We start from the raw sequence: 21,904 nt of genomic DNA, 5'->3' as shown, positions 1-21,904 counted from the left end.
GCGGTCGCCCTGGCCGGTGAACCCGAGATGCCCATCCGCGCAGAATAATTCACATCCCGCACAGCGGATCCGACCCGATCGGCCACGCCGCCCGAACGCTGGCGGCCAATCCCAGGTTGGCAGTGTTTACTCGTTTGCGTGAAGGTCTTCGGTCCGGGCGCCCCCGCTGCCGTGCGTCTCACCGTCGCGCTGGCCGTCGGGGTCGTCGCAGTCGCGGTGGTGGCGACGACAGCGGGTTGGCCCTACGCGCCGGCGGCGGGCTGGATCGCGACGGCCGGCGTCTATCTCGCATGGACCTGGCGGCTGGTCGGCCCGATGGACGATGCGCAAGCCAAATATCACGCCACCAAAGCCCATGAGGAGGACGCCACCCGGCGCGTCTCGCAGGTGGTGGTGTTGCTGGCCGCGATCGGCAGCCTCGCCGGGGTGGGATATCTCCTGGCCGCCGAATCCGCCAAGGGCGGCAACGTCTGGGCGGCCACGGTCGGGGTTCTCAGCGTCACGGCGTCCTGGTTCTCGGTGCACACCATCTACGCGTTGCGCTATGCCCGGTTGTACTACACCGACGACAGCGGCGGTGTCGATTTCAATCAGGACGAGGAACCGAACTACGTCGACTTCGCGTATCTGGCGTTCACCATCGGGATGACCTACCAGGTTTCCGACACCAATCTGAAGACCCGCGCCATCCGCGCGACCGCGCTGAGCCAGGCGATGCTCTCATTTCTGCTCGGAGCGATCATCCTGGCCATCACGATCAACCTGGTCGCCGGACTGGTGAACCTCGGCGGCTGACGACCCCGGTTGTGAAGACCATGGCACGATTCTCTGATGGCAACTGTCGCGCAGTGGATCGAGGGGGCACGTCCGCGCACCCTGCCCAACGCGGTGGCACCCGTCGTCGCCGGCACCGGAGCGGCAGCATGGCTGGACGGCGCGGTGTGGTGGCGCGGTGTATTGGCGCTGGTCGTCGCGGTCGCGTTGATCATCGGGGTGAATTACGCCAACGACTACTCCGACGGGATCCGCGGCACCGACGACGTCCGGGCCGGCCCGCTGCGACTGGTCGGTTCCAGAGTCGCCAGCCCGCGCGCGGTGCTGACCGCCGCGATCATCAGCCTGGCGATCGGCGCGGTCGCCGGCCTGGCGCTGGCGCTGTTCAGCAATCCCTGGCTGATCGTGGTGGGCGTCGCGTGTATCGCCGGCGCCTGGCTGTACACCGGCGGCTCAAACCCCTACGGCTATCAGGGGTTCGGCGAAATCGCGGTCTTCGTCTTCTTCGGTCTCGTCGCGGTGCTCGGCACGCAGTACACGCAGGCGTTACGGGTGGACTGGGTGGGGCTCGCGACGGCGATCGTGATGGGCTGCCTGTCGTCGGCGGTGCTGGTGGCCAACAATCTGCGCGATATCCCCACCGATACAGATTCCGGCAAGATCACGCTGGCCGTCAGACTCGGCGACGCTCGCACGCGGCGGCTGTTCATCGGGCTGCTGGCGGTCGCTCTGGCGCTCACGCTGACGCTGTCCTTGGCGACGCCCTGGTGCTTGGCAGGTCTGGTCGCCACCCCGCTGGCCGTGCGGGCCGCGGCCCCGGTGCGACGTGGTCTCGGCGGGCCCTTACTCATCCCGGTGTTGCGCGACACCGGCCTGACGATGCTCGTATGGGCGATCGTGGTAGCAGCGGCGCTGACGCTGGGTTGAGAACGAGCTGAACGCGACGGCTACTCGCACTTCTTCGCGGTGAGCTCAGACACAACCGGGTTACTCCGGCGGGACGTCACCGTGCAGGCGAGAACGCAACTGCTCTCGGTCGGCCCGGCGCCGCTCGTCGACCGCAGCGATGCTGGCAGTCGCCTTGAGGCGCAGCGGCTTGAAAACCCAGATCCCCAGCGGCAGGGCGATCACGATCGCGAACAAGACGGCGAGCACCAACGGGAACTCGTCGATCCCGAGCAGGTGCGCCCCGAAGAAGATCACCACGCTGAGCGCGGCGACCAATAACAGCCGCGCTAGCAGGTAGGTCACTACGTCGACCATCATCCGGCCGGTGGGACGCTCATCAGGCACCGCCTGAGCCTACCGACGCGCGTATATTTGCACCAAGGAGGTTAACCCGTGCTTTACCTGCTCCTCATCTTGGCGTTAGCCGGCCTTGTCTATGCCGGTTGGCGGATGACGAAGGCTTATGCCGAACGTCCGAAGACACGCGTGATCGGTCCCGACGACGACCCCGATTTTTTGTGGCGACTCGGTCGCGACGACAACACCCCGCGCTGACGCTCCTTTAACGGAACCTGTCGTGGGTGTCGGCGGCCGGAAAGCCGTCGGCGACGACCGCGGCCAATTCCAGCAGCGCTTCTCGTGTTTCGCGCTTGAGCCGGTCGAGGTTGATCTCGGCGCCCTCTTCCAGATGTGGATCGAACGGCACCAACCGCACCGCCCGGCAGCGCCGCGAGAAGTGATCCACCACCTTCTGTAGATCGACCTTGCCCGAGCGCGGCCGCACCGCATTGATGACGGCGACCGAATTACGCACCAAGTTCTCGTGCCCATGAGCGTCGAGCCAGTCCAGCGTCGCCGAGGCACTGCGCGCGCCGTCGACGGACCCGGAGCTGATCACGATGAGGCTGTCGGTATGGGACAGCACCGCCGACATCGCCGAGTGCATCAGCCCGGTGCCGCAGTCGGTCAGCACGAGGCTGTAGAAGCGGTCAAGCACGTCCAAGGCCCGCAGATAGTCATCGGAGCTGAACGCCTCCGAAACCGCTGGATCACTCTCGGAGGCCAACACCTCCAACCGGCTCGGGCCCTGGGAGGTGTAATTGCGGATATCGCTGTAGCGCTCGATGGTCTCCGCGTCGCGCAGCAGGTGCCGCACCGTGGCGGGCGTCTCCAGCGGCACCTTCTGGCTCAGCGTCCCGCGGTCGGGGTTGGCGTCGACGGCGACGACGCGATCGCCGCGGACCTGCGCGAACGTCGCACCCAGCGTCGCCGTGATCGTCGTTTTACCGACTCCGCCCTTGAGGCTCAGCAACGCGATCCGGTAGCAGCCCTGCACGGGCTGGTTGACGTGGGCGATCAGATTGTTTCGGTGGTTGGCCCGTGGGCTCTCCCCCACGTTGATCAACTTCCCGGACAGCAGGTAGAGCCACCGTCGCCAGCCGTCCGACGGCGGTGGCTTCACCTCACGCAGTAGCGAGCTCGTCGACAGATCCGGGTAGGGCGACTGCGGCACCGTCGGCCGGTAGGACGACGATAACGAGCCGGTGGCGTTGCCGGGCGGATAGGGGTCCACCGTGGGGATGCCGATCGGCGGGGTCGGCTCTCCCCACTCGGGTTGGTGTATCGGGCCGAAACCTGTGGGGTCGGTGAACCGTTGCTCGGAACGGAACCCGCGCAGCGGCCGCGGGGAGCTACTGCTGGGTATCGGTGTGCCGTAGCCGGGGGTATGAAACTCCGTGTACTCGGTGTACTCCGGGTACTCCGCGCGGGAGGCGACCGGCTCATTGCGCTCCGATGCGGGGGCATCGGAGCGTTCATGGGCGGCCGGCTTGGCCTCAGCAGTCGGCTCGGACCCCTCACGATCTGTCAACCACGTTGGCAGATCTGCATTTTCGCGGCCATGTCGAGCCTCGGCGCCGTGCGCCGGTTGGTCAGACAACTTGTGCGCTCCCTTGACGACATCGACGACAATCAAGCTTGCGCCACCCTATCGCAGCTGCAGCGGCACCCCGCAGACGTCAGCTCGCGAGTTGGGCGTGCGGGTTGGGCGCGCCCCCGTGCCCGCGTGGGTCAGACACCGGCATTGCCCGCCCGCCACTGCTCCCACGGAATGTTCCAATCACCGAGACCGTCGGTGCCCGACAGGGTCGGCCCGACGGTGTTGGTCACCACGACGACATCGCCGCGCCGGGTGTTGTCGTAGAACCAGCGCGCGTTGGCCGGGCTCGCGTTGAGGCACCCGTGGCTCACGTTGGTGCGGCCCTGACTGCCCAACGACCAGGGAGCCGAGTGGACATAGATGCCGCTGTAGGACATCTGGGTGGCCCATTCGACTTCCGTGCGGTATCCGTCTGCCGAATTCACCGGCACCCCGTACGTCGAGGAATCCATCACCAGCGACGGGTACCGATCGCCGATGATGTAGGTGCCGTTGTCGGTCGGAGTCTTGTTCTTGCCCATCGAGATCGGCATGGTCTTGACGACCGCACCGTTGACCCGAACCGTCAGTGTCTTGGTGGCGTCGTCGGCGGTGGCGATCACCTCGTCACCGATCGTGAACCGGGTGTCGACGTCGTCGCGGCCGAACAGACCGTCACCGAAATCGGTGCCGTAGGCCTTGACCGACACCGCGACTTTCGTGCCCGGCTTCCAGAACTTCTCGGGTCGCCAGCGAACCTCGCGGCTGCTGAGCCAGTAGAACGCGCCCGCCACCGGCGGATCGGTGGTCACGGTGATGGCGCGTTGCGCCGCAAGACGATCCGAGATGTTCTCGTCGAACCGTACCGACAGCGGCTGCCCGACGCCGACCACGTCACCGTTGGTCGGCGACACGTAGGGCATGGTCATGTTGTCCGGCGAATGGGTCTGGAATGTCATCCGGCTGCGAGTGGCCCCGCTGAGCCCCAGCGCCTCGGCTTCGAGGGTGTACTGCTTGTTGTAACCGAGCGGCTCGGTGGTCGACCACGCGCGCCCATCGGAGCTCAGTTCGCCGATGACCGCTCTGCCCTGGGCGTTCACCAGCGCGACCGCGCCGAGCACTCCGTCGTCGGCGGTCACCGTGACGGGCCGGTTGACCGGCACCCCGACCGCACCGTCGACCACCGAGGCGCTGAGCTTGGGCACCAGCAGGTCGGTATACGGCGTGCCCTTGTCGGTGACGGTCGACTCGGCCGGCACGGTCGGCTGCCTGGCCACACACGCCGTCATGCTCAGCACCAGACCGAACGCCACCACCAGCAGCACCGGCCACGACCGTTTCCGCACGAACTCACCTCACCGCGCCATGACCATCATTTACGTAAATAGTACGTAGATGATCACGATGTTGCCATTGCGCTGAAAGTCAGGTTCTGGCAAGCATTCTCACGATGGAAGCCGCCTACTGTTCATCTCGCGCTGCTACGTTGCTAGGTAGATCGACAGTGGATCCGGTCCGCGCGATCGCCAAGCTCGCCCTGTCCCCCAGATAGGGCTTTCCCGGCTGGGGCGGGTGTTGACACGCCACACCTGCCCCAGCCACACCAACGCCAGAGTGTGCTCAGCCCACCCCGGCGTACGAGTGCAGACCGACCGTCACCAGATTGATGAAGAACAGGTTGAACACCATCGCGACGAACCCGACGACGTTGATCCAGGCGGCCTTGCGGTCGCGCCAGCCTGCCGTCGAGCGGGCGTGCAGGTAGGCGGCGTACACCACCCAGGCGATGAAGGCGACCGTCTCCTTGGGGTCCCAGCCCCAATACCGGCCCCAGGCCTCCTCGGCCCAGATCGCGCCGAAGATCACCCCGAACCCGAAAACCGGGAACGCGAAAATAGTGGTGCGGTAGGCAATGCGATCCAGCGTCTGGGCGTCGGGCAGTCGTTGGACGACGCGCGCCAGCGTCCCCTCGCGGCCGGGATCCCCGAGGGGCGACATCTTCAGCAGGAACAGGATGCTGGCGACGCCGGCAACCAGGAATACTCCCGAACCCAGGCTGACCACCGACACGTGGATGGGCAGCCAGTAGGACTGCAGGGCCGGCATCACCGGGGCAGCGTTGGTGTAAAGCCATTTGACGGAGACGGCCAGCAGGATCAGCACCGGCAGCAGCACGAACACCCACAGGCTGCGGTACTGCGGCTTGCGCAGCACGATGGCCGCGGCGACCAGGCCGCAGAAACACGTCAGGTTGATGAACTCGTACATGTTGCCCCAAGGCACCCGCGCGGTGGCCAGGCCGCGCAGCACGATGCACACCAGCAGCAGGCCGATCCCGAGGTAGACCATGGCCAGACCGGCCTTGCCGACACGTTCGTCGGCGGATCGCCGAGGAGTGTCGGCGACGATGCCGGGAGTGGCGCTGTCCTGCGCAACGCCCCCGCCGCCTGCGGCGACCAGTTCTCGGGCGTCGCTGCGACGACCGCGGGAGTAGGCCAGTTCCACCGCCAGCAGCACCAGGGCGACTACCAGCACCACCAGCGTCGAGGTGAAAGCCCAATCGGAGTAGCGGGCCAACCCGACGTCGACGTGCTCGGTGTTCATCAGACCTTCTCTCTCGACGCCTCGGCTGCGGCAGCGGTTCCCGCGGCCGGGCTTTCCAGCCCTGCCAGCAGCCTGCCGGTCAGCCGCTCGAACTCATCTCCCCAGCCCGAGTTGTCGGTACGGGCCAAGCCGCCGAGTTCGACATTCACGGTACCGTCGCCGTCGCCGTTTGCGCTGGCCGGGGAGATCCGCACCCAGATCCGACGGCGCCGGATCAGCAGAGACACCACCAGTCCGCCCATCATCGTCAGCGCGAAGAGCAACACCCACACCTGGCCGGGGTCATGCGAGACCTGCAGGTTGACGAACGGCGTCGCGCCATCGAAGCGCACGACCATGCCATCGTCGAGGCGGACCTGCTCACCCGCCTTGAGGTTCACCCGGCTGAGCTTGGTGAGCCGCTTCTGGTCGATGAGCCGCGGGTCGAGGGTGAACAGCGACTGCGGTCTCCCGGTGTCCAGACCGGCGTCGCCGCGGTAGATGTCGATGGCGACGGCCGGGTCGTTCATCGCCGGGAAGCTCGACGAGAGCAGCTTGCCGTCGAGCTGTTCGGTCGGGGCGAACAGCCCCTGGATGGCGATCTGATGTTTGCGCCGCTCGTCGGCGTCGGGATAGGTGCCCCCGGGCGGATCGAAGCGCACGACGCCCGACGACAACAGTGTCAGTGCTTCATCGGGCCGGAACTGGACGGTCTGGGTGCGGGTCTGCCCGTCGGGGAACGTCACGGTGAACGTCGGGGCGTAGCCGTGGCCCTGCAGGTAGACCCGGTCCCCGCCGACCCGCAACGGATGGTTGACCTCGAGGCGGTAGGGCTGCCAGGCGCCGGTCTGCAGGTCGTCACCGGCTTGGTAGTCGATATTCGCGGCGAATGACCGGGCCTGCCCACTCGGCAGGTACTCGGCCTGGAAGTCGTTGACCCGGATACACATCGGGTACAGCGAGGTCCCGTCGACGGTGTTGCCGGCCCGGAACGAGTCGAACGCCGCAGGCGATGCCGAACAGAAGCCCGGCCCGCTGTCGGCGATCACGATGACGTTGCCCTCGTAGCCGAACATCTTGCCTGCGGCCACCGCCACCAGCAGGCCGAGCAGGGAGAAGTGGAACACCAGGTTGCCGAACTCGCGCAGATAGCCCTTCTCGGCGGAAATTTCCGTCGCACCTGAGTTTTCGGTATCGGTGCGCACCACCTTGCGCCAGCCGCGCAGCCGCTCGACCATCGCCGCAGCGGTGGCGTCGGGGTCCCCGGCCACCTGTGCTTCAGCGTGTTTGGGCAGCCGGGCGAGGTTACGCGGTGCGGGCACGGGCACCGCCCGCATACTGCGGGCGTGCTCGATGATGCGTGGCGTCAGACACCCGACCAGCGAGATGAACAGCAACACATAGATGGACGTGAACCAGAAGCTGGAGAAGACGTCGAAGAACTGGAACCGATCCAGCCACGGCCCGATCAGCGAATGGTCGGCGATGTATTGGTCGACCTTGGCGGCGTTGAGGCTGCGCTGCGGCAGCATCGCTCCGGGGACCGCGCCCAACGCGAGCAGGAACAGCAGCACCAGCGCGGTGCCCATCGAGGTGAGCGTGCGCCACGCGTTGCGCAGTTTCTCGCCGAGCAGACGCAAAGGTCCTCTTTTTCCGCCGTTGCGCGGGGCCTTTGCGTCTGCTCGCGGGGAGGAGCTGGTCACAGTGGAAGCCTCACATCGCTGACGAATGCATCGCGCACCCAGGAGACGAATTCGTTCCACGCCCCGGTCACCAGCGCGATGCCGACCAGGATGAGCAACACCCCACCGAAGATCTGGATGGCGCGGGTGTGCCTGCGCAGCCAGCCCAATCCGCCGACAGCCCAGGACGACCCGAAGGCGAGCAGGATGAAGGGGATACCCAGCCCGAGGCAGTAAGCGATGACCAGCACCACCCCGCGCGCGACGCTGGCCCCGTCGGTGGCCGACGTGACGGTGATCACACCGGCCAGCGTCGGGCCCAGGCACGGCGTCCAGCCCAGCCCGAAGACGGCACCGAGCAGCGGCGCACCCGCGACGGTCGAGACTTGCCGCGGCGTGAAACGGGCCTGGCGTTGCAGCGCCGGGATGAACCCGACGAACACCAAGCCCATGATGATCGTGATGACGCCGCCGACCCGTTGCAGCAGCAGCTGATTGGTGATCAGCGATGTCGTCATACCGAGCACCGCGACCGTGCCCAGGATGAAGACGACGGTGAAGCCCGCGACGAACAGCAGCGCCGAGCCGGTGACGCGCAGGCGGGTTCGGGTCCCGGTCTGCACCGCGGTCGCCGGGTCGTCCTGCACACCGACAACCGCGGCCAGGTAGGACAGGTAACCGGGCACCAACGGGACCACGCACGGCGACGCGAACGACACCAGCCCGGCCAGCACGCACGCACCGAGGGCGAACAGCAGCGGGCCCGAGGCGGCCAGTTCGGTGACGCCACTCATGATTTCGGCCCGGGTTCGGCGGCCAGGCGGGCCACCACGGGTTGCAGATCCTCGGCCAGCAGTTCGCGCAGGAAGACCGCCGCCACCCGGTGTTCGCGGTCCAGCACGATGGTCGACGGGATGACGGTGGTCGGGTACTTGCCGCCGAAGGCGATCATCGTGCGCATCGACGGGTCGTAGATCGACGGGTAGGTCACCTTGCGGTCAACGATGAAATCGTGGGCGGCCTCGCGATTGTTGTCGCGGACGTCGATACCCAGGAACGCCACGCCGTCGCCTTTGGTGGCGTCATACACCTGCTGCAGCTGGCCGATCTCGGAGCGGCACGGCGCACACCACTGACCCCAGACGTTGATCACCACCACCTTGCCCGCGAAGTCGTCGAGGGACAGCTTCTGATCGGGGTTCATCAGGTCGGGACCGGTCAACGCCCCTGGGCGGCCGCGACTTTCGGGAGGATCGTAGAAGATATCCGTCTTGCCGCCCGGGGCCACGAATTCGAACGATCCACCCTGGGCGACGGCGTCGTCACCGGTGGAGCAGCCGGTCAGCAGTGCAGCCACCGCGATGGTGGCCGCCACTGCGGCGATGACCTTGCTCCGCATCGGCTATCGGCCCGCGGGCTCGGAGTACGAGACGTCGATCAGCTCATCACCGTCATAGGTGAGCGTGGTCAGTGACGCCAGCTGCGTCTGGCGTTTACGCGGATCATGCGGCAGGCTTTTGCCGGCCAGCGACCGCCACAGCGTTTCGACCGGCAACTGGTGGCTGACACACACCACCTCGCGGCCTTCCCCCTTGACCCGGGCGCGGTCGATCGCCGCTGTCATCCGGGCGGCAATCTCCTTGTACGGCTCGCCCCACGACGGTGTCAGGGGGTTGCGTAGCTGCCACCACACCCTGGGGTGACGCCAGACTCCGTCACCGGGCGACATGCGTTTGCCCTCAAAGTAATTCGCCGATTCGATGAGCTCGTCATCGGTGTCGACGGGCAGACGGTGCGCCGCGGCGATCGGCGCCGCCGTCTCCTGCGCGCGCTGCAGCGGGGACGCGATGACGGCGACGATGTCGTTGTTGACCAGGGAATCTGCGACCGCCTGAGCTTGCGCTTTGCCCCGTTCGGAGAGATGGTAGCCCGGGAGCCGCCCGTATAGGATGCCTTCGGGGTTGTGCACTTCGCCGTGGCGCATCACGTGGACCTTGGTGATCAACCCGGGACGCACACCGTTTTTCGCCACTCAGGCTCCTGGCTGTTCGGCATCGGCGGCGGCCTTGGCGGCGGCCGGAAGCGCCGCGGCGATCCGGTCGAACGCCTCGTCGTCGAGAGCGGCGGAGACGAACCATGCCTCGAACGCGCTCGGCGGCGGGTACACGCCCGCGTCCAGCAAGGCATGGAAGAACGGCGGGAAGCGCCAGGTCTGACTGGCCTTGGCCGAGGCGAAATCGGTGACCGGGGTATCGGAGAAGAAGACACTGAGCATATTGCCGGCCCGCTGAACCTGGTGTGCCACACCGGCTCCGGTGAGTGCGTCGCCGAACAGGCCGGCCAGCCGGTCGGCGTTGGCATCGAGTGCCGCGTACACCGCGTCGTCGGCGGCGCGCAGGGTGGCCAGCCCGGCGGCCACCGCCACCGGGTTACCCGACAGGGTGCCTGCCTGATAAACCGGGCCCAGCGGAGACAATCGCTCCATCACCTCGACCCGGCCGCCGAAGGCCGCCGCGGGCAGCCCACCACTCATCACCTTGCCGAAGGTGAACAGGTCGGCCTCCACCGGATCGATTCCGTACCAACCACTTCGACTGACCCGGAAGCCGGTCATCACCTCGTCCATGATCAGCAGCGCGCCGTATGCGGCGGTGATCCGGCGCAGCGCGGCATTGTAGCCGGGAAGCGGCGGGACGGTGCCCATGTTGCCGGGACTCGCCTCGGTGATGACGGCGGCGATCTGATCGCCGAACTTCGCGAAGGTCTCTTCGACTGCGGCGACATCGTTGTAGGGCAAGACAATGGTGTCGGCGGCCGTCGCACCCGTGACACCGGGCGAGGACGGCAGCCCCAACGTCGCCACGCCGGAACCCGCGTCGGCCAATAGCGCGTCGACGTGGCCGTGATAACAGCCGGAGAACTTCACCACCTTGGTGCGGCCGGTGAACCCGCGGGCCAGCCGGACCGCACTCATGGTGGCCTCGGTGCCGGAGTTCACCAGCCGGATGCGCTCGACCGGCGCCACCCGGTTGATGATCTCGGCGGCCAGCTCGGATTCGGTCGGAGTGGGGGCGCCGAAGGACAACCCGTGCCCGGCGGCCGTGATGACCGCGTCGACGACGGCCGGGTGCGCGTGCCCGAGGATCATCGGGCCCCACGAGCAGACCAGGTCGACGTAGCGGTTGCCATCGGCGTCGGTCAGCCAGTAGCCAGTGCCGGAGGTGATGAAGCGCGGCGTGCCGCCAACGGAGTTGAAGGCCCGCACCGGTGAGTTCACGCCGCCGGGGATGACCGTGCAGGCGTCGGCGAAAAGCTTGGCGGACAGCTCGGTACTGCTCATGTTGACCAGTGTCCCAGGTCTGCCTGAAGTTCGACTACAGGGTGTAGTTGTCAGACCGATCACGCCCGCTTCCCAGGTTGGTGCGCGAGGATCGGACGATGATCGAAGTTCTTTCCGACCTGCCCGCAGGAGTGTCCGGCATCCGAGTGTCGGGACGACTGAACCGCGAGGACATGCGCGGGTTCAAGCCCACGATGGACGAACTGCTGCGCACCGACGAGATCAGGTTCGTCGAGGTCATCGCCGATGATTACCAAGGCTTCGGCCCAGGCGGGCTGGCCGAAGATCTCAAGCTGGGCTTCGGTGCGCTCTTTCGACACCACGCGGCCTTCAAACGGATTGCCGTCGTCTCCGACAAGGAATGGGTGGCCCACACCTTGCACGCGCTGGCCTGGATGGTGCCCGGCGAGCTCTCGCTGTTCAGACTCGGCGACCTGGACCAAGCCAAGACGTGGGCCGCGGGCTGATCAAGGGCGGGGGCATCGCTGTGGGGGTCATCGCTGCGGGAATCGCTGTGCCGATCCCCGCGGACCGACAGATCAGGCCGGGGTCAGCGTGAAGACGGGGTGATCGGCGGGGTTGGGCAGCTTGCGGAAATATCCCTCGACGGTCTTCCCCGCCTTGCTCCGATAGGCCGCCAAGACCGGCTCGCGCTGGTCCACGGGCACCTCTGCGGACAGGTACGGGACCGCGCCGACCTGTGTGGTCAGAATCACCGTGGGCGTCGCCCGGACATTCTTGACCCACTGCGATTCGCCGCGAGTGGAGACCAGATACTTGGTACCGCCCACGTCGACGGTGATCACCGGGATCTGCTGATGCGCCCCGGAGCGCCGGGTCACCGTCAACGTCTCGCAGCCTGAAACCCCGGTGGCCATCGCGACCTTGTTGAAGATCTTGGCGGTGAACCACGGCGGCTTGAGGTAGGCCATCTGTCGAGTGTGCTCAGTCGCAGCCCTGAAGGCAACGGCCACCGGCGCATGATCACCAAGGCCGTGGCCGCCGTCCAGCTCAGTCGCAACAGCTGACCGCAGCGTTTGGCTCCGGCGGAGAAGGGAACCCATCAAGACCAGCGCCAAGGGAGGCAGTCCGATGTCCTACACAGGAGCCAAAGACCAGGCCGACAGGGCCGTGACCAAAGCGGCCGAGGCCGGCCACAAGACCGACGACGAAGCACAGCGGCTGCTCGCCGAGGCCGTCGGGCACCTCGGCATGGCGTTGTCGGCGATGGCCTTGGAACTGCACCAGCAGAGCGCCTGAGCTCAGACGGGCACGCCCACCTTCGCCGCGCGGAGAGCGGTGGGCAGGCTCGGGAGGAACTGCGTGACGGCGAACGCGCGGATGTCGTCCGCGGTCTCCAGCGGGGCGGGCCCCGGCAGCAGTAACGCCATCATGGCGTACCGCAGGATTGCGTCGGCCAGATCCGTGACGGCGGCCGGCCCGATCCGTTCGGCGAACCCCGGCGGGAAGATCACTTCCAGCGCGTCGACGATGCGCTGGACGGCGGCCGGATAGTGCTGACGGGCCAGCTCGAGCGCGAGTGCGGGCTCATCGATGATCAGCTGGTTGAGCACCCGATGCGCGCGGAACCGCAGGATCGCCGCGGTGAAGGCCTCGACATAGTAGTTCGATTGTGGACCAGCATGTTTGAGCTCGTCGGCGATATCGGCGCACAGTGCCGCGTTCTCGCGGTCCATGACAGCGGCAACCAGCTCGTCGCGCCCCTTGAATTTGCGGTAGATGGTGGTACGACTGACTTTCGCCCGGCGCGCCACGTCGTCGAGCGCCACTTTTCGGAAACCGAACCGCTCGAACTCGATGATGGCGGCGTCGAGAATCGCGGTGGTGGCCGGATCAGGACCTGGCATAGCCGACCTGCGCAAAGGTGTTGTAGCGCAAGCGCATCGGTAGCCGGTCCCAGATCCAGTTGACCGGCCGCGAGCGCCACAGCGCGGCGAACCGTTGGTAGCGCCGCTCTTGGCGATCACTCCACGGCAGGCCGAGCATCGGCCGCGTCGAGGGTGGCATCCCGCCGGTGGTGAGGAAGGCGGCCACAGGGTTGAACACCGGGGCGATCAACCGCCAGGCCAGGGGTGAGACACCCTTGGGTCGGGGGAAGCCTTTGGTCACGTAGCCGACGCCGTATTTCGCGGTCGGGTGTGCCACCACGACACGATCCAACATGTCGTCCCAATACTTTTGGAACGCGGCGTAGTCCTGAGGCATGGGCCGGTCACTGACGCCGTACCGGCGATACCACGTCTTGGACTCTGCGTAGATCTGTTCCTTCTCCGCCTCGGTGAGCCGTTTGACGAAGGTGTCGGCGAAGTACAACACCTGTTCGACGAAAGTGGCGTGCGCCCAGAAGTACGTGTCGGGATCCAGCGCGTGATAGCGAGAAACTGTTCCGTCGGGATGGGCTATCTCGCCTTTGATGTTGGTGTGAAAGTCGCGGACGCGGGTCCCGGGGTTGTCGTCATCGGAACCGTAGACCGTCATCATGATCGGCGGGATCGAACGCTTGACCCGGGCGGCGGTATCGGCGAAGAAGACCGAATGGTCCAGCACGCCCTGGCCGAGTTCGGCGAGCATGTTCTGCAACACCGCGGGCCGCGGGCCGATCAGGTACATCCGGTTGTCGCCGAAGTACTTCCACACCAGCGACTGCGGTCCCAGCGGGAGTGCATCCGTCGCCGATTCGGGCTTGGCCAATTCCGTCATGGGTACAGTGTTACAGATCTTGAATCTCTGTACCAACTTGGCGGTGTTAAGCTCGCGCTCAATACGACAGCGGAGTGACGCTATGCCCTGCCGAAAGACGTCGACCGGTTCACCCATGTGTCCAGATGAGCGATAAACACAGTGCCGAACTGGCAGCTATCGTCGCCGCGCTCGCGCCGACAGGGCCCGACCCCGGCACCGGGTCTGCGACGGCGGCCCGACTGCGTGCCGAAGAGCTCCTAGGACCGGACGTGGTGGCCTGGGCCGCGCAGGTGGCCGGCGAGGTGGCTGCGGGTACACAGGCCAGACCCCTCGGCCACGCGGCGCCGACAGGCGATATCGCGGTTCAAGCCGAGATCCTGATCCTGGGCATCTTGTTCACACTCACCAATGCAGAGGATGCCGGCGGCGCGGCAGAGCTGGCCACCAGGACAGAAAGCTCGATCAGACAGCTGATCGCCACCGGAGTCCCCTTCGAGCGGGTCGCCGAAACCATAAGATTTGCAAACGAACTCGCGATACGGGCGCTACTCAGCGTGGCTATCGCCCACCAAGCCTCAGCTGCAACACTGACCACTATCACCCTTACGGTGACAACGTCGGCCGACGCCATGCTCGATACCATGGCGACTCAGTATCTGACTGAGAGGCAACGCTTCTCGTCCTCCGGGGTGCACGCGCAGCAGGAATTGATCGAGAGGCTGATCGCCGGCAGTCCCGTCGACCCGCGTCTGACCAAAAGTGTCCTGAATATCTCCGTGGCCGACTATCACCTGGGGTTCGTCGTCTCGGGAACCGATTCGTCACCCCTAAGCCTTCCCGTGCTTCGACGCTCAGTCCAGATCATCAACGACCAGCTGCGCGTATCCACCGTCGTCGTTCGGGAACACCCCGACTCACTCTGGATGTGGGCCACCTTCCCGCGGCCGGCCCGCCTCGACACAATGCAGCTTGCCGCCGAACTCGATCCCGCAGTGCGGGTGGGCGTCGGAACGGCACAATCGGGGGCCTCGGGATTTCGCCGAACGCATCTCGAAGCTCTGGCCGCCAACCAGTTCGGACGGACGCGTGCGAGCCACGTCATCGACTATCACCGGCACGGGTTGCCCATCCTGCTCAGCAGCGACACCGAGAAGGCCGACTGGTTCGTGACATCGGAACTCGGTGAACTGGCGACGCCGAATCCGCGCAACCGGGACTTGGTGCTGACGCTGCGGTGCTATTTCGACTCGAAGCTGCGGATCGCCGTCGCCGCCGAACGCCTGCACGTCCACCGAAATACCGCGATCAGCCGGTTGGCCACGCTGGAAACGATCCTCGGCCATCCCGTGACCGAAAGAATGGCCGAAGTCCAGGCCGCGCTGGCGATTCTGGACTTCGGCCATCTCGACGACGATCAATCTTAGGCAGTCTGCGAGGACAGGGCGGCTTCGATCACGCTGCCGTCAACCCAGTTGCCGTGGAAACCCATCGGAACACGCTGATTGAGCTTCACCCGGGCGACCGGTTCGGCGCCGAAGTGCAGCGCATCGTGGATCAGTAGCTCCGAGAGCCGAGTGAACGGGTTCCACCACAACGACATCATCCAACCGTCATCCTCACCGGTGGCCGACTCACGCGGTACGAATACCGGCTCCGACGGCGAGATGAGTTCACCGGTTGGAATTATCGTGGTCTGGTTACCGCGGTAGTCGTGCTTGGCCAGACCGTCGGTGAGCCACCCGTCGACACCCCGGGTCGTCGCGTAGTAGCCGAAGCGGTGCTCCCGAAGCGCATAGTCGTCGTTGATTCTCGGGAATTCACCCACCACATCGGTGATCTGGCGATCAGTCATCCGACCGGTACCCAGGTCGAGCACCCACCGCCACGGGGTGGCGACCATCGTGTCGAACCATTTGTTGAAATCCTGGCCCGGCCGGATATTTTCGGCCTCCTCCGGGAGCCGTCCCCACCGCTGCGTACGGTGACCGTCGACGACGATCCGGTCACCATCGGAGTAGGCGTTGTAGAAGTGAGTGGCGGAATACGCCCCGCCACCGTCGATCCAGGTGACTACGTGGGTGTGGCGGTTGAGCACCGCAAATCGAGTTCCATTGGACGCCTGTGGATCCCAGACGACACCTGGCGTCCCCGCCATGATGGCTTCCGGGCGGTACACGGTGGGATTGATGACGAATACGGCATAGTCGTCGGTGGCGGCAAAATCGTGCATGAAGCAGGACACCCCCATATCGAACTTATAGCTGTCCAGCAGCTTGCCGTGGGAATTAGCTTGATACCACGTCATTTCCGATCCACTGACGCCGTAGAACAACATGTCCCCGTTGCGGGGGTCCGTCTTCCAGTGCGCGGTAACAGGTCCAGCGACACAACCGTGGTAGTCGTACTGGCCGCGGGTCTCCAAGTTCGTGGGATGCAGTTCGTGCGGAAGGCCGACCTCGGTGAAGACCAGCAGTCGGTCATCGAACAAGGTGACATTGGTATTGGCCGGGTTCTTCATCGGCGGATCAATCGAAAAATCAGGCACTACACCACCATTGAAGACGCTGCCATAGACGGCCTTGCCGTTCTCCTCCTCGATCTTGAACCCAGCGGTCTTGACCCACCGGTTCGCTGCATGAGCCCGTCCGTCGCGGAGGAAGACCCCGTAGACCATCCCGTCACCATCGAACCAGTGATAGCGGTCTGGATTGATCGGGCGCACATGCGGATTGGAACTGGTCCGGTACAACGCCCCGTTGAGTTCACGCGGGATCTCGCCCACCACCTCCAGATCAAAGGTGTTGGCCTCCTGGTGCCACGGTTCGAACGGTCCGTTCAATGACCTGTTGTTGTCGTCCCACATGGGGTTCTCCTGATCTGGTCAGCGAGCCTGGGCGGGTCTGCCCGGCTCCCGCATCCAGCGTGGCGGACGATGAGATGACGATCATCGGTCAGAGCGCACACCCTTTGGCGCACACGATAGGCACTCTGCCCCGCAGGGGCGATGAGCAGCCGCAACCCCTAACGGAACCGGCGCAGACGCAAGCTGTTGAGCACGACGAGCACCGAAGAACAGGCCATCGCGGCACCGGCGATCATCGGATTGAGCAGCCCCAAGGCGGCCAACGGGATCGCCGCGGTGTTGTAGGCGAACGCCCAGAACAGGTTCACCCGGATGGTGTGCAGGGTGCGCGCCGATAGCCGCAGTGCGGTCGGCACCGTTCGCAGGTCACCGCGGACCAGCGTGACGTCGCCGGCCTCGATCGCGGCATCGGTGCCGGTACCCATCGCCATCCCGATATCGGCCGTAGCCAGCGCGACCGAATCGTTGACGCCGTCGCCGACCATCGCGACCCGCTTACCCTCGGCCTGCAGCCGCTTGATCACCTCGGCCTTGTCGCTGGGCAGCACACCGGCGATCACGTCGGCGCGGGCGATGCCGACCTCGTCGGCCACCTGCTCCGCGACGGCCGCGGTGTCGCCGGTCAACAGGACCGGCGTGATGCCCATCCCGATGAGCTCGGCAATGGCCGCAGCGCTGGCGGGTTTGACGGTGTCGGTCAACCGGATCACACCGCGCACCTCTCCGTCCCAGACCACCGCGACTCCGGTACCGACCGGCGACGGCGCCGGCAGGTCGACACCGTGGACGGAACCTTCCCGCGTGACCGTCACACGAGTGCCATCGACGACACCAGACACCCCGACGCCGGGTTCGTTGACAAAGTCGGTGACCTCGGCGACTGTCAGGGCCCTCGCCCGGGCGGCGGCGACGATCGCAGCGGCCACGGGATGCTCCGAAGCGGCCTCTACCGCGGCCGCCCTGGCGAGCACCTCCGCGGTATCCACGGCTCCGACAGTGCTGATACCGGCGACGCTCATCAACCCGGTGGTGACGGTGCCGGTCTTGTCCAGCACCACTGTGTCGATTCCGGTGACTGTCTCCAACACCTGCGGGTCTTTGATCAGGATGCCCAGCTGCGCACCGCGGCCGGTCCCGACCAGGATCGCTGTCGGCGTGGCCAGGCCGAGGGCACACGGGCACGCGATGATCAGCACGGCGACGGCCGCCGTGAACGCGGCCGAGGCGGGGGCGCCCGCGACCAGCCAGCCGACCACCGTCAGCGCGGCAATCGCCAGTACCGCGGGCACGAAGACCGCCGACACTCGGTCCGCCAGCCGCTGGATCGAGGCCTTGCCGTTCTGAGCTTCGGTGACCATCCGGCCCATCCGCGCCAGCTGGGTGTCGGCGCCGACCTGCGTCGCCCGGATCTGCAGGCGGCCGTAGGTGTTCACTGCACCGCCGAGGACGCTGTCGCCGGCCCGGACATCGGCCGGGACGGATTCGCCCGTCATCGTTGACGTGTCGAGCGCCGAGGCGCCGTCGACGACCACACCGTCGGTGGCGATCCGCTCCCCCGGCCGCACCACGAACACGTCACCCACTCGCAGATCCTCGACAGGAATCCGAATTTCCACCCCGTCGCGCAGCACCGCCGCATCCTTGGCGCCCAACGACAGCAGCGCCTGCAGCGCCGAACCCGCCGAGCGCTTCGCGCCGGATTCGGCATACCTGCCGGCGAGCAAGAACACCGTCACGGCCGCGGCGACCTCGAAGTACAGGTGTCCGTGAGCGTGGCTGCCCTCGCGCACCACCGCAACGGTGGACCACAGATACGCCGCCAGGGTGCCGATGGAGACCAGCGTGTCCATCGTGGACGCCCCATGGCGGGCACTGCGCAGCGCGGCGCGATGGAACGGCAAGCCTCCCCACGCCACGATCGGCGTCGTCAGAGCCAGCACCAGCCACTGCCAGCCGGTGAACTGCCAGGCCATCACCATCGACAGTGCGACGACGGGAACGGCGAGGACCGCCGAGACGATCAGACGGGTCCGCAAGTCGGCATCGTCGGCGGCATCGTCGTCCTTACCTCGGGCATCCGGCCCGTTGAGTACCGCGGCCTGATACCCGGCGGCCTGCACCGCATCGATCAACTCGGCGGTCGAGACCGTGGTGTCGTGTTCGACGTGGGCGCGCTCCACGGCGAAGTTCACCGTGGCCTGCACACCAGGAAGGCCGTTGAGCCCGCGTTCGATCCGGGCCGCGCACGAAGCGCACGTCATCCCACGCAGTTCGAGATCGGTTGCAGTGCGGTCGGCAGACGAAGCGCGGCCAGAAACAGAAGTAGCCATCCCGCCATGGTACCCCCAGGGGGTATCTTGGCAAGGCCGTTCAGAAGCGCTAGGCCGAGACGACCTCGACGGCGCTCCCACTGCGGCGCCACCTGGCCACCGCAAGGATGGTCAGCACCGCCGATCCCGTGATCAACAACAACGTCAACACCAGCATCGGCGGGTCGTAAGCGATCGAGGTGGTGGCCCGCTCACCGTCGATGATCGGCGCGACATCGACCACCGAGCGCACGTCGAGCGCACTCCACACCGCACCCGCGAGCGCCAGGGCCGCCAGCACCAATTCGATCGCCGCGCGACGTCGTTGCGCAGATGCCGTCACTGACCGCCCGCCTTCGCCACTCCACGCTCCTCGAGAAGCCGAGTCAGTACGGCCCGCAGTTCTGCATGGTTACGGGCCCAGGCCTGCACGGTGCGGCCCCGGTCGAGCCTCAGCCCGATCCCGGTGCGCCCGCGCGGAACGCCGGTCAGCTCGCCGAGCGCATGCGCCGACTGCCACTTCTCCAGCTCCTTCTTTTCTTCTTCGTCGACCGAGCCCAGGTACTTCCGCTCGAAATAACTGCCCGGACCCGACGAGGTCTGCGGGGCTGGATAGATCTTGTTGATCTCGTCGACGCGGATCGTCTCGGTCCCTTCCCGCAGGTAGTCCCGGGTCAGTTCGACAGAGGTGTGGATGCGCGCAGCTTTGACCTGCAATGTGACGAACCCGGAGACCAGGACCAGGAACGCCAGCGGGACGATGACCTGAACTCCGACGTGGCTGGTGATCTGGATCAGCAGCATGGCCAGCGCCGCGGCCGGGCCGGCAAGAACCCAGATCCAGCTCGCGCCCTTCTCTACGAACAACAGCTCAGGGACGTCGTCGGACGCCACCGGCGTGCCGGTCTCGGTGCCCCTGTCCCGATCAGGCATCTGATTTGTCTCCCGCGCCCTGCGGGTTGAACCAGGCCAGCGCGGTCGCGGAGCGGGTGACCAGCCCCGACGCGATGATCAGGAACAGAACTACCGGCGCCAGGATCAGGCCCAGCGTCTTGGTCACCAGCATCGCGCAGATGAAGACGATCAGGGCGAACGACAGGGCGACCCCTGCCCGCGCGAACCGCCAGTCACCGGCGCGGCTCTTTCCCGCCAAATACCCGAGCACGACGCCGGCAGCGACCAAGATGCCGCCGCTGATCCGCGGGAAGAGGGCAGGCACCGTGTAGTCGAACGTCAACACGACCAGCCCGTCGAACACCATCACCACCACCGAGACCAGCCACAACCAGAAGGCGGCGGTGACTGATCTGGGCCGGGTGACGGGAGTCTCTGTCATATCCGGGCCAGCCTAACCGGTCACCTGGTGAAGAACGCCTGGGCGTCCTTGCGGTGCAGCAGGAAGATCCCACCGGCGATGAGCACCGCGCCGATGATGCCGGTGACGGCGAAAATCACCGCGGCGACCGCCGGGCGTTCGGTGTCGAACACGCCGCTGCAGACCGAGACGATCCCGCCGATACCGCCGCCGGTCAGCAGTGTCCGCGCCCACCGGTAGCCGTGCCGCATCAGGATCAGGAACGTCACGACGACGGCGGAGAGTACACAGACGAACACGATGGTCACCGCCAGGACGACGACCGAACCATGCCCCGACGGCAAGGTCACGGCGTCGGCGATGTACCCGGTCACCAGCAGCGGCAGCGCGATCACCCAGAGCCAGAACCCCAGGTCCACATCGGGCGGCCGCGGCGGCGGCGTCCCGGTGGGAGTCAGTGGCGACTGGCTGTTTTCGGGGGAACTCACGTCAGCCAGCCTGCGACATCGGCCGCCCAATAGGTCAGCACGATATCGGCGCCGGCCCGCCGGATGCTGGTCAGCGATTCCAGTGCGGCCGCCCGACCGTCGATCCAGCCGTTGGCCGCGGCGGCCGAGATCATCGCGTATTCACCGGAGACCTGATAGGCCGCCACCGGCACCGGAGAGATGTCCGCGGCGGCCCTGACCACGTCGAGGTAAGCCATCGCGGGTTTGACCATGATGATGTCGGCGCCCTCGGCGAGATCCAGTTCGATCTCCCGCAGCGCCTCGCGCGCATTGCCGCTGTCCTGCTGATAGGTACGCCGATCGCCCTGCAGACTCGACCCGACAGCGTCCCGGAACGGTCCGTAGAACGCCGACGAGAACTTCGCCGCGTACGCCAGGATGATGACGTCGGTGTGTCCGGCGGCATCCAGTCCGTCGCGGATGGCCGCCACCTGGCCGTCCATCATGCCGCTCGGGCCGACCACGTGGGCACCTGATTCCGCTTGTGCCACAGCGAGTTTGACGTACTGCGCGTTGGTTACGTCATTATCGACGCGGCCGCGCTCGTCCAGCACGCCGCAGTGCCCGTGGTCGGTGAACTCGTCGAGGCAGGTATCGGCCATCAGCACGGTGTCCGTACCGAGGTCCTTGGACAGGTCCCGTAGCGCGGTGTTCAAGATGCCACCGGGATCTACCCCCGTCGAGCCCACGTGATCCTTGTCCTCGTCGCGCGGAACACCGAACAGCATCAGACCGCCGACTCCGGCGGTCACCGCATCGGCAGCGGCGCGGCGCAGCGACTCCCTGGTGTGCTGGACGACGCCCGGCATCGAGGGGATCTCACGTGGCTCGTCGATGCCGTCGGCGACGAACATCGGCAGTACGAGATGCCTTGGCTGCAAAGAAGTCTCGGCTACGAGACGGCGCACCGCGGGCGTCGACCGCAATCGGCGCGGACGATGGTGGGGAAAAGGCACCGGA

Annotated in this window: 25 protein-coding genes; 6 read left to right on the top strand and 19 right to left on the bottom strand. The window is 66.3% G+C overall.

Annotation, left to right across the window (positions count from 1 at the left end):
• Positions 1 to 138 precede the first annotated feature (138 nt).
• Entirely contained in the window at positions 139 to 795 is a 657-nt protein-coding gene (locus H7J73_RS30695) for a DUF1345 domain-containing protein (RefSeq protein ID WP_264071585.1), read from the top strand.
• Between the two features lie 36 nt (positions 796 to 831).
• Positions 832 to 1,701, top strand: a complete 870-nt coding sequence (locus H7J73_RS30690) for a 1,4-dihydroxy-2-naphthoate polyprenyltransferase (protein ID WP_264071584.1) — start codon at positions 832 to 834, stop codon at positions 1,699 to 1,701.
• Positions 1,702 to 1,761: 60 nt separating this feature from the next.
• Here H7J73_RS30690 and H7J73_RS30685 read toward each other — a convergent pair whose 3' ends face one another.
• Positions 1,762 to 2,040: a DUF4229 domain-containing protein gene (locus tag H7J73_RS30685; protein ID WP_264071690.1), complete on the bottom strand. Its 279-nt coding sequence runs from the start codon at positions 2,038 to 2,040 to the stop codon at positions 1,762 to 1,764.
• Positions 2,041 to 2,115: 75 nt separating this feature from the next.
• Between H7J73_RS30685 and H7J73_RS30680 the strand changes: the two genes are divergently transcribed.
• Positions 2,116 to 2,277, top strand: a complete 162-nt coding sequence (locus H7J73_RS30680) for a hypothetical protein (protein ID WP_264071583.1) — start codon at positions 2,116 to 2,118, stop codon at positions 2,275 to 2,277.
• A 7-nt stretch (positions 2,278 to 2,284) separates the two neighbouring features.
• On the opposite strand, the gene H7J73_RS30675 is transcribed toward H7J73_RS30680, so the two are convergent.
• The 8 genes from H7J73_RS30675 to hemL all read right to left on the bottom strand — a co-directional run bounded on the left by H7J73_RS30675 (position 2,285) and on the right by hemL (position 11,305).
• On the bottom strand, positions 2,285 to 3,400 hold the full coding sequence (locus tag H7J73_RS30675) for a MinD/ParA family ATP-binding protein (RefSeq protein ID WP_276031985.1): 1,116 nt from the start codon (positions 3,398 to 3,400) through the stop codon (positions 2,285 to 2,287).
• Between the two features lie 392 nt (positions 3,401 to 3,792).
• Positions 3,793 to 4,929, bottom strand: a complete 1,137-nt coding sequence (locus H7J73_RS30670; RefSeq protein ID WP_264071688.1) for a L,D-transpeptidase — start codon at positions 4,927 to 4,929, stop codon at positions 3,793 to 3,795.
• Positions 4,930 to 5,260: 331 nt separating this feature from the next.
• Positions 5,261 to 6,244: a c-type cytochrome biogenesis protein CcsB gene (gene ccsB, locus H7J73_RS30665; RefSeq protein ID WP_264071582.1), complete on the bottom strand. Its 984-nt coding sequence runs from the start codon at positions 6,242 to 6,244 to the stop codon at positions 5,261 to 5,263.
• Entirely contained in the window at positions 6,244 to 7,812 is a 1,569-nt protein-coding gene (gene resB, locus H7J73_RS30660; RefSeq protein WP_264071687.1) for a cytochrome c biogenesis protein ResB, read from the bottom strand. Before resB ends, ccsB begins: the two co-directional genes overlap by 1 nt.
• A gap of 110 nt (positions 7,813 to 7,922) precedes the next feature.
• Complete coding sequence (locus tag H7J73_RS30655) at positions 7,923 to 8,699, bottom strand: cytochrome c biogenesis CcdA family protein (protein WP_264071581.1); 777 nt, start codon at positions 8,697 to 8,699, stop codon at positions 7,923 to 7,925.
• On the bottom strand, positions 8,696 to 9,304 hold the full coding sequence (locus tag H7J73_RS30650; RefSeq protein ID WP_264071580.1) for a TlpA disulfide reductase family protein: 609 nt from the start codon (positions 9,302 to 9,304) through the stop codon (positions 8,696 to 8,698). Before H7J73_RS30650 ends, H7J73_RS30655 begins: the two co-directional genes overlap by 4 nt.
• 3 nt (positions 9,305 to 9,307) lie before the next feature.
• Entirely contained in the window at positions 9,308 to 9,889 is a 582-nt protein-coding gene (locus H7J73_RS30645) for a histidine phosphatase family protein (RefSeq protein ID WP_264071686.1), read from the bottom strand.
• A 48-nt stretch (positions 9,890 to 9,937) separates the two neighbouring features.
• The gene (hemL, locus tag H7J73_RS30640) at positions 9,938 to 11,305 is read right to left on the bottom strand and encodes a glutamate-1-semialdehyde 2,1-aminomutase (RefSeq protein WP_435405611.1); all 1,368 of its coding nucleotides are present in this window, start codon (positions 11,303 to 11,305) and stop codon (positions 9,938 to 9,940) included.
• A gap of 38 nt (positions 11,306 to 11,343) precedes the next feature.
• On the opposite strand from hemL, the gene H7J73_RS30635 reads away from it, so the two are divergent.
• The gene (locus H7J73_RS30635) at positions 11,344 to 11,712 is read left to right on the top strand and encodes a SpoIIAA family protein (protein ID WP_264071578.1); all 369 of its coding nucleotides are present in this window, start codon (positions 11,344 to 11,346) and stop codon (positions 11,710 to 11,712) included.
• Between the two features lie 72 nt (positions 11,713 to 11,784).
• On the opposite strand, the gene H7J73_RS30630 is transcribed toward H7J73_RS30635, so the two are convergent.
• Complete coding sequence (locus H7J73_RS30630) at positions 11,785 to 12,177, bottom strand: nitroreductase/quinone reductase family protein (protein WP_264071577.1); 393 nt, start codon at positions 12,175 to 12,177, stop codon at positions 11,785 to 11,787.
• A 160-nt stretch (positions 12,178 to 12,337) separates the two neighbouring features.
• Here H7J73_RS30630 and H7J73_RS30625 point away from each other — a divergent pair, with 160 nt between their 5' ends.
• Positions 12,338 to 12,505 (top strand): hypothetical protein, encoded by a 168-nt coding sequence (locus H7J73_RS30625; protein WP_264071576.1) that lies wholly within the window; start codon positions 12,338 to 12,340, stop codon positions 12,503 to 12,505.
• Between the two features lie 2 nt (positions 12,506 to 12,507).
• Here H7J73_RS30625 and H7J73_RS30620 read toward each other — a convergent pair whose 3' ends face one another.
• Together H7J73_RS30620 and H7J73_RS30615 are read right to left on the bottom strand one after the other, a co-directional pair.
• Complete coding sequence (locus H7J73_RS30620; protein WP_264071575.1) at positions 12,508 to 13,113, bottom strand: TetR/AcrR family transcriptional regulator; 606 nt, start codon at positions 13,111 to 13,113, stop codon at positions 12,508 to 12,510.
• Complete coding sequence (locus H7J73_RS30615) at positions 13,100 to 13,966, bottom strand: oxygenase MpaB family protein (protein ID WP_264071574.1); 867 nt, start codon at positions 13,964 to 13,966, stop codon at positions 13,100 to 13,102. The genes H7J73_RS30620 and H7J73_RS30615 overlap by 14 nt, the downstream gene beginning before the upstream one ends.
• A gap of 125 nt (positions 13,967 to 14,091) precedes the next feature.
• Between H7J73_RS30615 and H7J73_RS30610 the strand changes: the two genes are divergently transcribed.
• A complete protein-coding gene (locus H7J73_RS30610; protein WP_264071573.1) occupies positions 14,092 to 15,372 on the top strand; it encodes a PucR family transcriptional regulator in 1,281 nt (426 codons plus the stop codon).
• Here the strand turns inward: H7J73_RS30610 and H7J73_RS30605 are convergent.
• From H7J73_RS30605 to hemB, 7 genes are all read right to left on the bottom strand, one after another.
• The gene (locus H7J73_RS30605; protein ID WP_264071572.1) at positions 15,369 to 16,811 is read right to left on the bottom strand and encodes a carotenoid oxygenase family protein; all 1,443 of its coding nucleotides are present in this window, start codon (positions 16,809 to 16,811) and stop codon (positions 15,369 to 15,371) included. The genes H7J73_RS30610 and H7J73_RS30605 overlap by 4 nt on opposite strands.
• Before the next feature lie 158 nt (positions 16,812 to 16,969).
• The gene (locus H7J73_RS30600) at positions 16,970 to 19,141 is read right to left on the bottom strand and encodes a heavy metal translocating P-type ATPase (protein ID WP_264071571.1); all 2,172 of its coding nucleotides are present in this window, start codon (positions 19,139 to 19,141) and stop codon (positions 16,970 to 16,972) included.
• 49 nt (positions 19,142 to 19,190) lie between these two features.
• Complete coding sequence (locus H7J73_RS30595) at positions 19,191 to 19,463, bottom strand: hypothetical protein (protein ID WP_264071570.1); 273 nt, start codon at positions 19,461 to 19,463, stop codon at positions 19,191 to 19,193.
• Positions 19,460 to 20,053, bottom strand: coding sequence for a transport-regulating membrane protein Mce1N (mce1N, locus tag H7J73_RS30590; protein WP_264071569.1), 594 nt, complete (start codon positions 20,051 to 20,053; stop codon positions 19,460 to 19,462). Before mce1N ends, H7J73_RS30595 begins: the two co-directional genes overlap by 4 nt.
• The gene (locus H7J73_RS30585) at positions 20,046 to 20,456 is read right to left on the bottom strand and encodes a hypothetical protein (protein WP_264071568.1); all 411 of its coding nucleotides are present in this window, start codon (positions 20,454 to 20,456) and stop codon (positions 20,046 to 20,048) included. The genes mce1N and H7J73_RS30585 overlap by 8 nt, the downstream gene beginning before the upstream one ends.
• A 20-nt stretch (positions 20,457 to 20,476) precedes the next feature.
• The gene (locus H7J73_RS30580; RefSeq protein ID WP_264071567.1) at positions 20,477 to 20,923 is read right to left on the bottom strand and encodes a hypothetical protein; all 447 of its coding nucleotides are present in this window, start codon (positions 20,921 to 20,923) and stop codon (positions 20,477 to 20,479) included.
• A complete protein-coding gene (hemB, locus tag H7J73_RS30575; RefSeq protein WP_264071566.1) occupies positions 20,920 to 21,900 on the bottom strand; it encodes a porphobilinogen synthase in 981 nt (326 codons plus the stop codon). Before hemB ends, H7J73_RS30580 begins: the two co-directional genes overlap by 4 nt.
• Positions 21,901 to 21,904 lie beyond the last annotated feature (4 nt).

The organism is Mycolicibacterium komossense (genome assembly GCF_025822605.1).
GTDB lineage: Bacteria > Actinomycetota > Actinomycetes > Mycobacteriales > Mycobacteriaceae > Mycobacterium > Mycobacterium komossense.
The sequence above is the reverse complement of the archived record's forward strand: the minus strand, read 5'-3'. Positions and strand labels throughout refer to the sequence as shown.

Bases quoted from the DNA above. Each gene is read 5' to 3' on its own strand.
- H7J73_RS30690 (WP_264071584.1), top strand. From the start codon at position 832: ATGGCAACTGTCGCGCAGTGGATCGAGGGGGCACGTCCGCGCACCCTG.
- H7J73_RS30685 (WP_264071690.1), bottom strand. From the start codon at position 2,040: ATGATGGTCGACGTAGTGACCTACCTGCTAGCGCGGCTGTTATTGGTC.
- H7J73_RS30670 (WP_264071688.1), bottom strand. From the start codon at position 4,929: ATGACGGCGTGTGTGGCCAGGCAGCCGACCGTGCCGGCCGAGTCGACC.
- ccsB (WP_264071582.1), bottom strand. From the start codon at position 6,244: ATGAACACCGAGCACGTCGACGTCGGGTTGGCCCGCTACTCCGATTGG.
- resB (WP_264071687.1), bottom strand. From the start codon at position 7,812: ATGGGCACCGCGCTGGTGCTGCTGTTCCTGCTCGCGTTGGGCGCGGTC.
- H7J73_RS30655 (WP_264071581.1), bottom strand. From the start codon at position 8,699: ATGAGTGGCGTCACCGAACTGGCCGCCTCGGGCCCGCTGCTGTTCGCC.
- H7J73_RS30650 (WP_264071580.1), bottom strand. From the start codon at position 9,304: ATGCGGAGCAAGGTCATCGCCGCAGTGGCGGCCACCATCGCGGTGGCT.
- H7J73_RS30645 (WP_264071686.1), bottom strand. From the start codon at position 9,889: ATGCGCCACGGCGAAGTGCACAACCCCGAAGGCATCCTATACGGGCGG.
- H7J73_RS30635 (WP_264071578.1), top strand. From the start codon at position 11,344: ATGATCGAAGTTCTTTCCGACCTGCCCGCAGGAGTGTCCGGCATCCGA.
- H7J73_RS30630 (WP_264071577.1), bottom strand. From the start codon at position 12,177: ATGGCCTACCTCAAGCCGCCGTGGTTCACCGCCAAGATCTTCAACAAG.
- H7J73_RS30625 (WP_264071576.1), top strand. From the start codon at position 12,338: ATGTCCTACACAGGAGCCAAAGACCAGGCCGACAGGGCCGTGACCAAA.
- H7J73_RS30620 (WP_264071575.1), bottom strand. From the start codon at position 13,113: ATGCCAGGTCCTGATCCGGCCACCACCGCGATTCTCGACGCCGCCATC.
- H7J73_RS30615 (WP_264071574.1), bottom strand. From the start codon at position 13,966: ATGACGGAATTGGCCAAGCCCGAATCGGCGACGGATGCACTCCCGCTG.
- H7J73_RS30610 (WP_264071573.1), top strand. From the start codon at position 14,092: ATGAGCGATAAACACAGTGCCGAACTGGCAGCTATCGTCGCCGCGCTC.
- H7J73_RS30605 (WP_264071572.1), bottom strand. From the start codon at position 16,811: ATGTGGGACGACAACAACAGGTCATTGAACGGACCGTTCGAACCGTGG.
- H7J73_RS30600 (WP_264071571.1), bottom strand. From the start codon at position 19,141: ATGGCTACTTCTGTTTCTGGCCGCGCTTCGTCTGCCGACCGCACTGCA.
- mce1N (WP_264071569.1), bottom strand. From the start codon at position 20,053: ATGCCTGATCGGGACAGGGGCACCGAGACCGGCACGCCGGTGGCGTCC.
- H7J73_RS30585 (WP_264071568.1), bottom strand. From the start codon at position 20,456: ATGACAGAGACTCCCGTCACCCGGCCCAGATCAGTCACCGCCGCCTTC.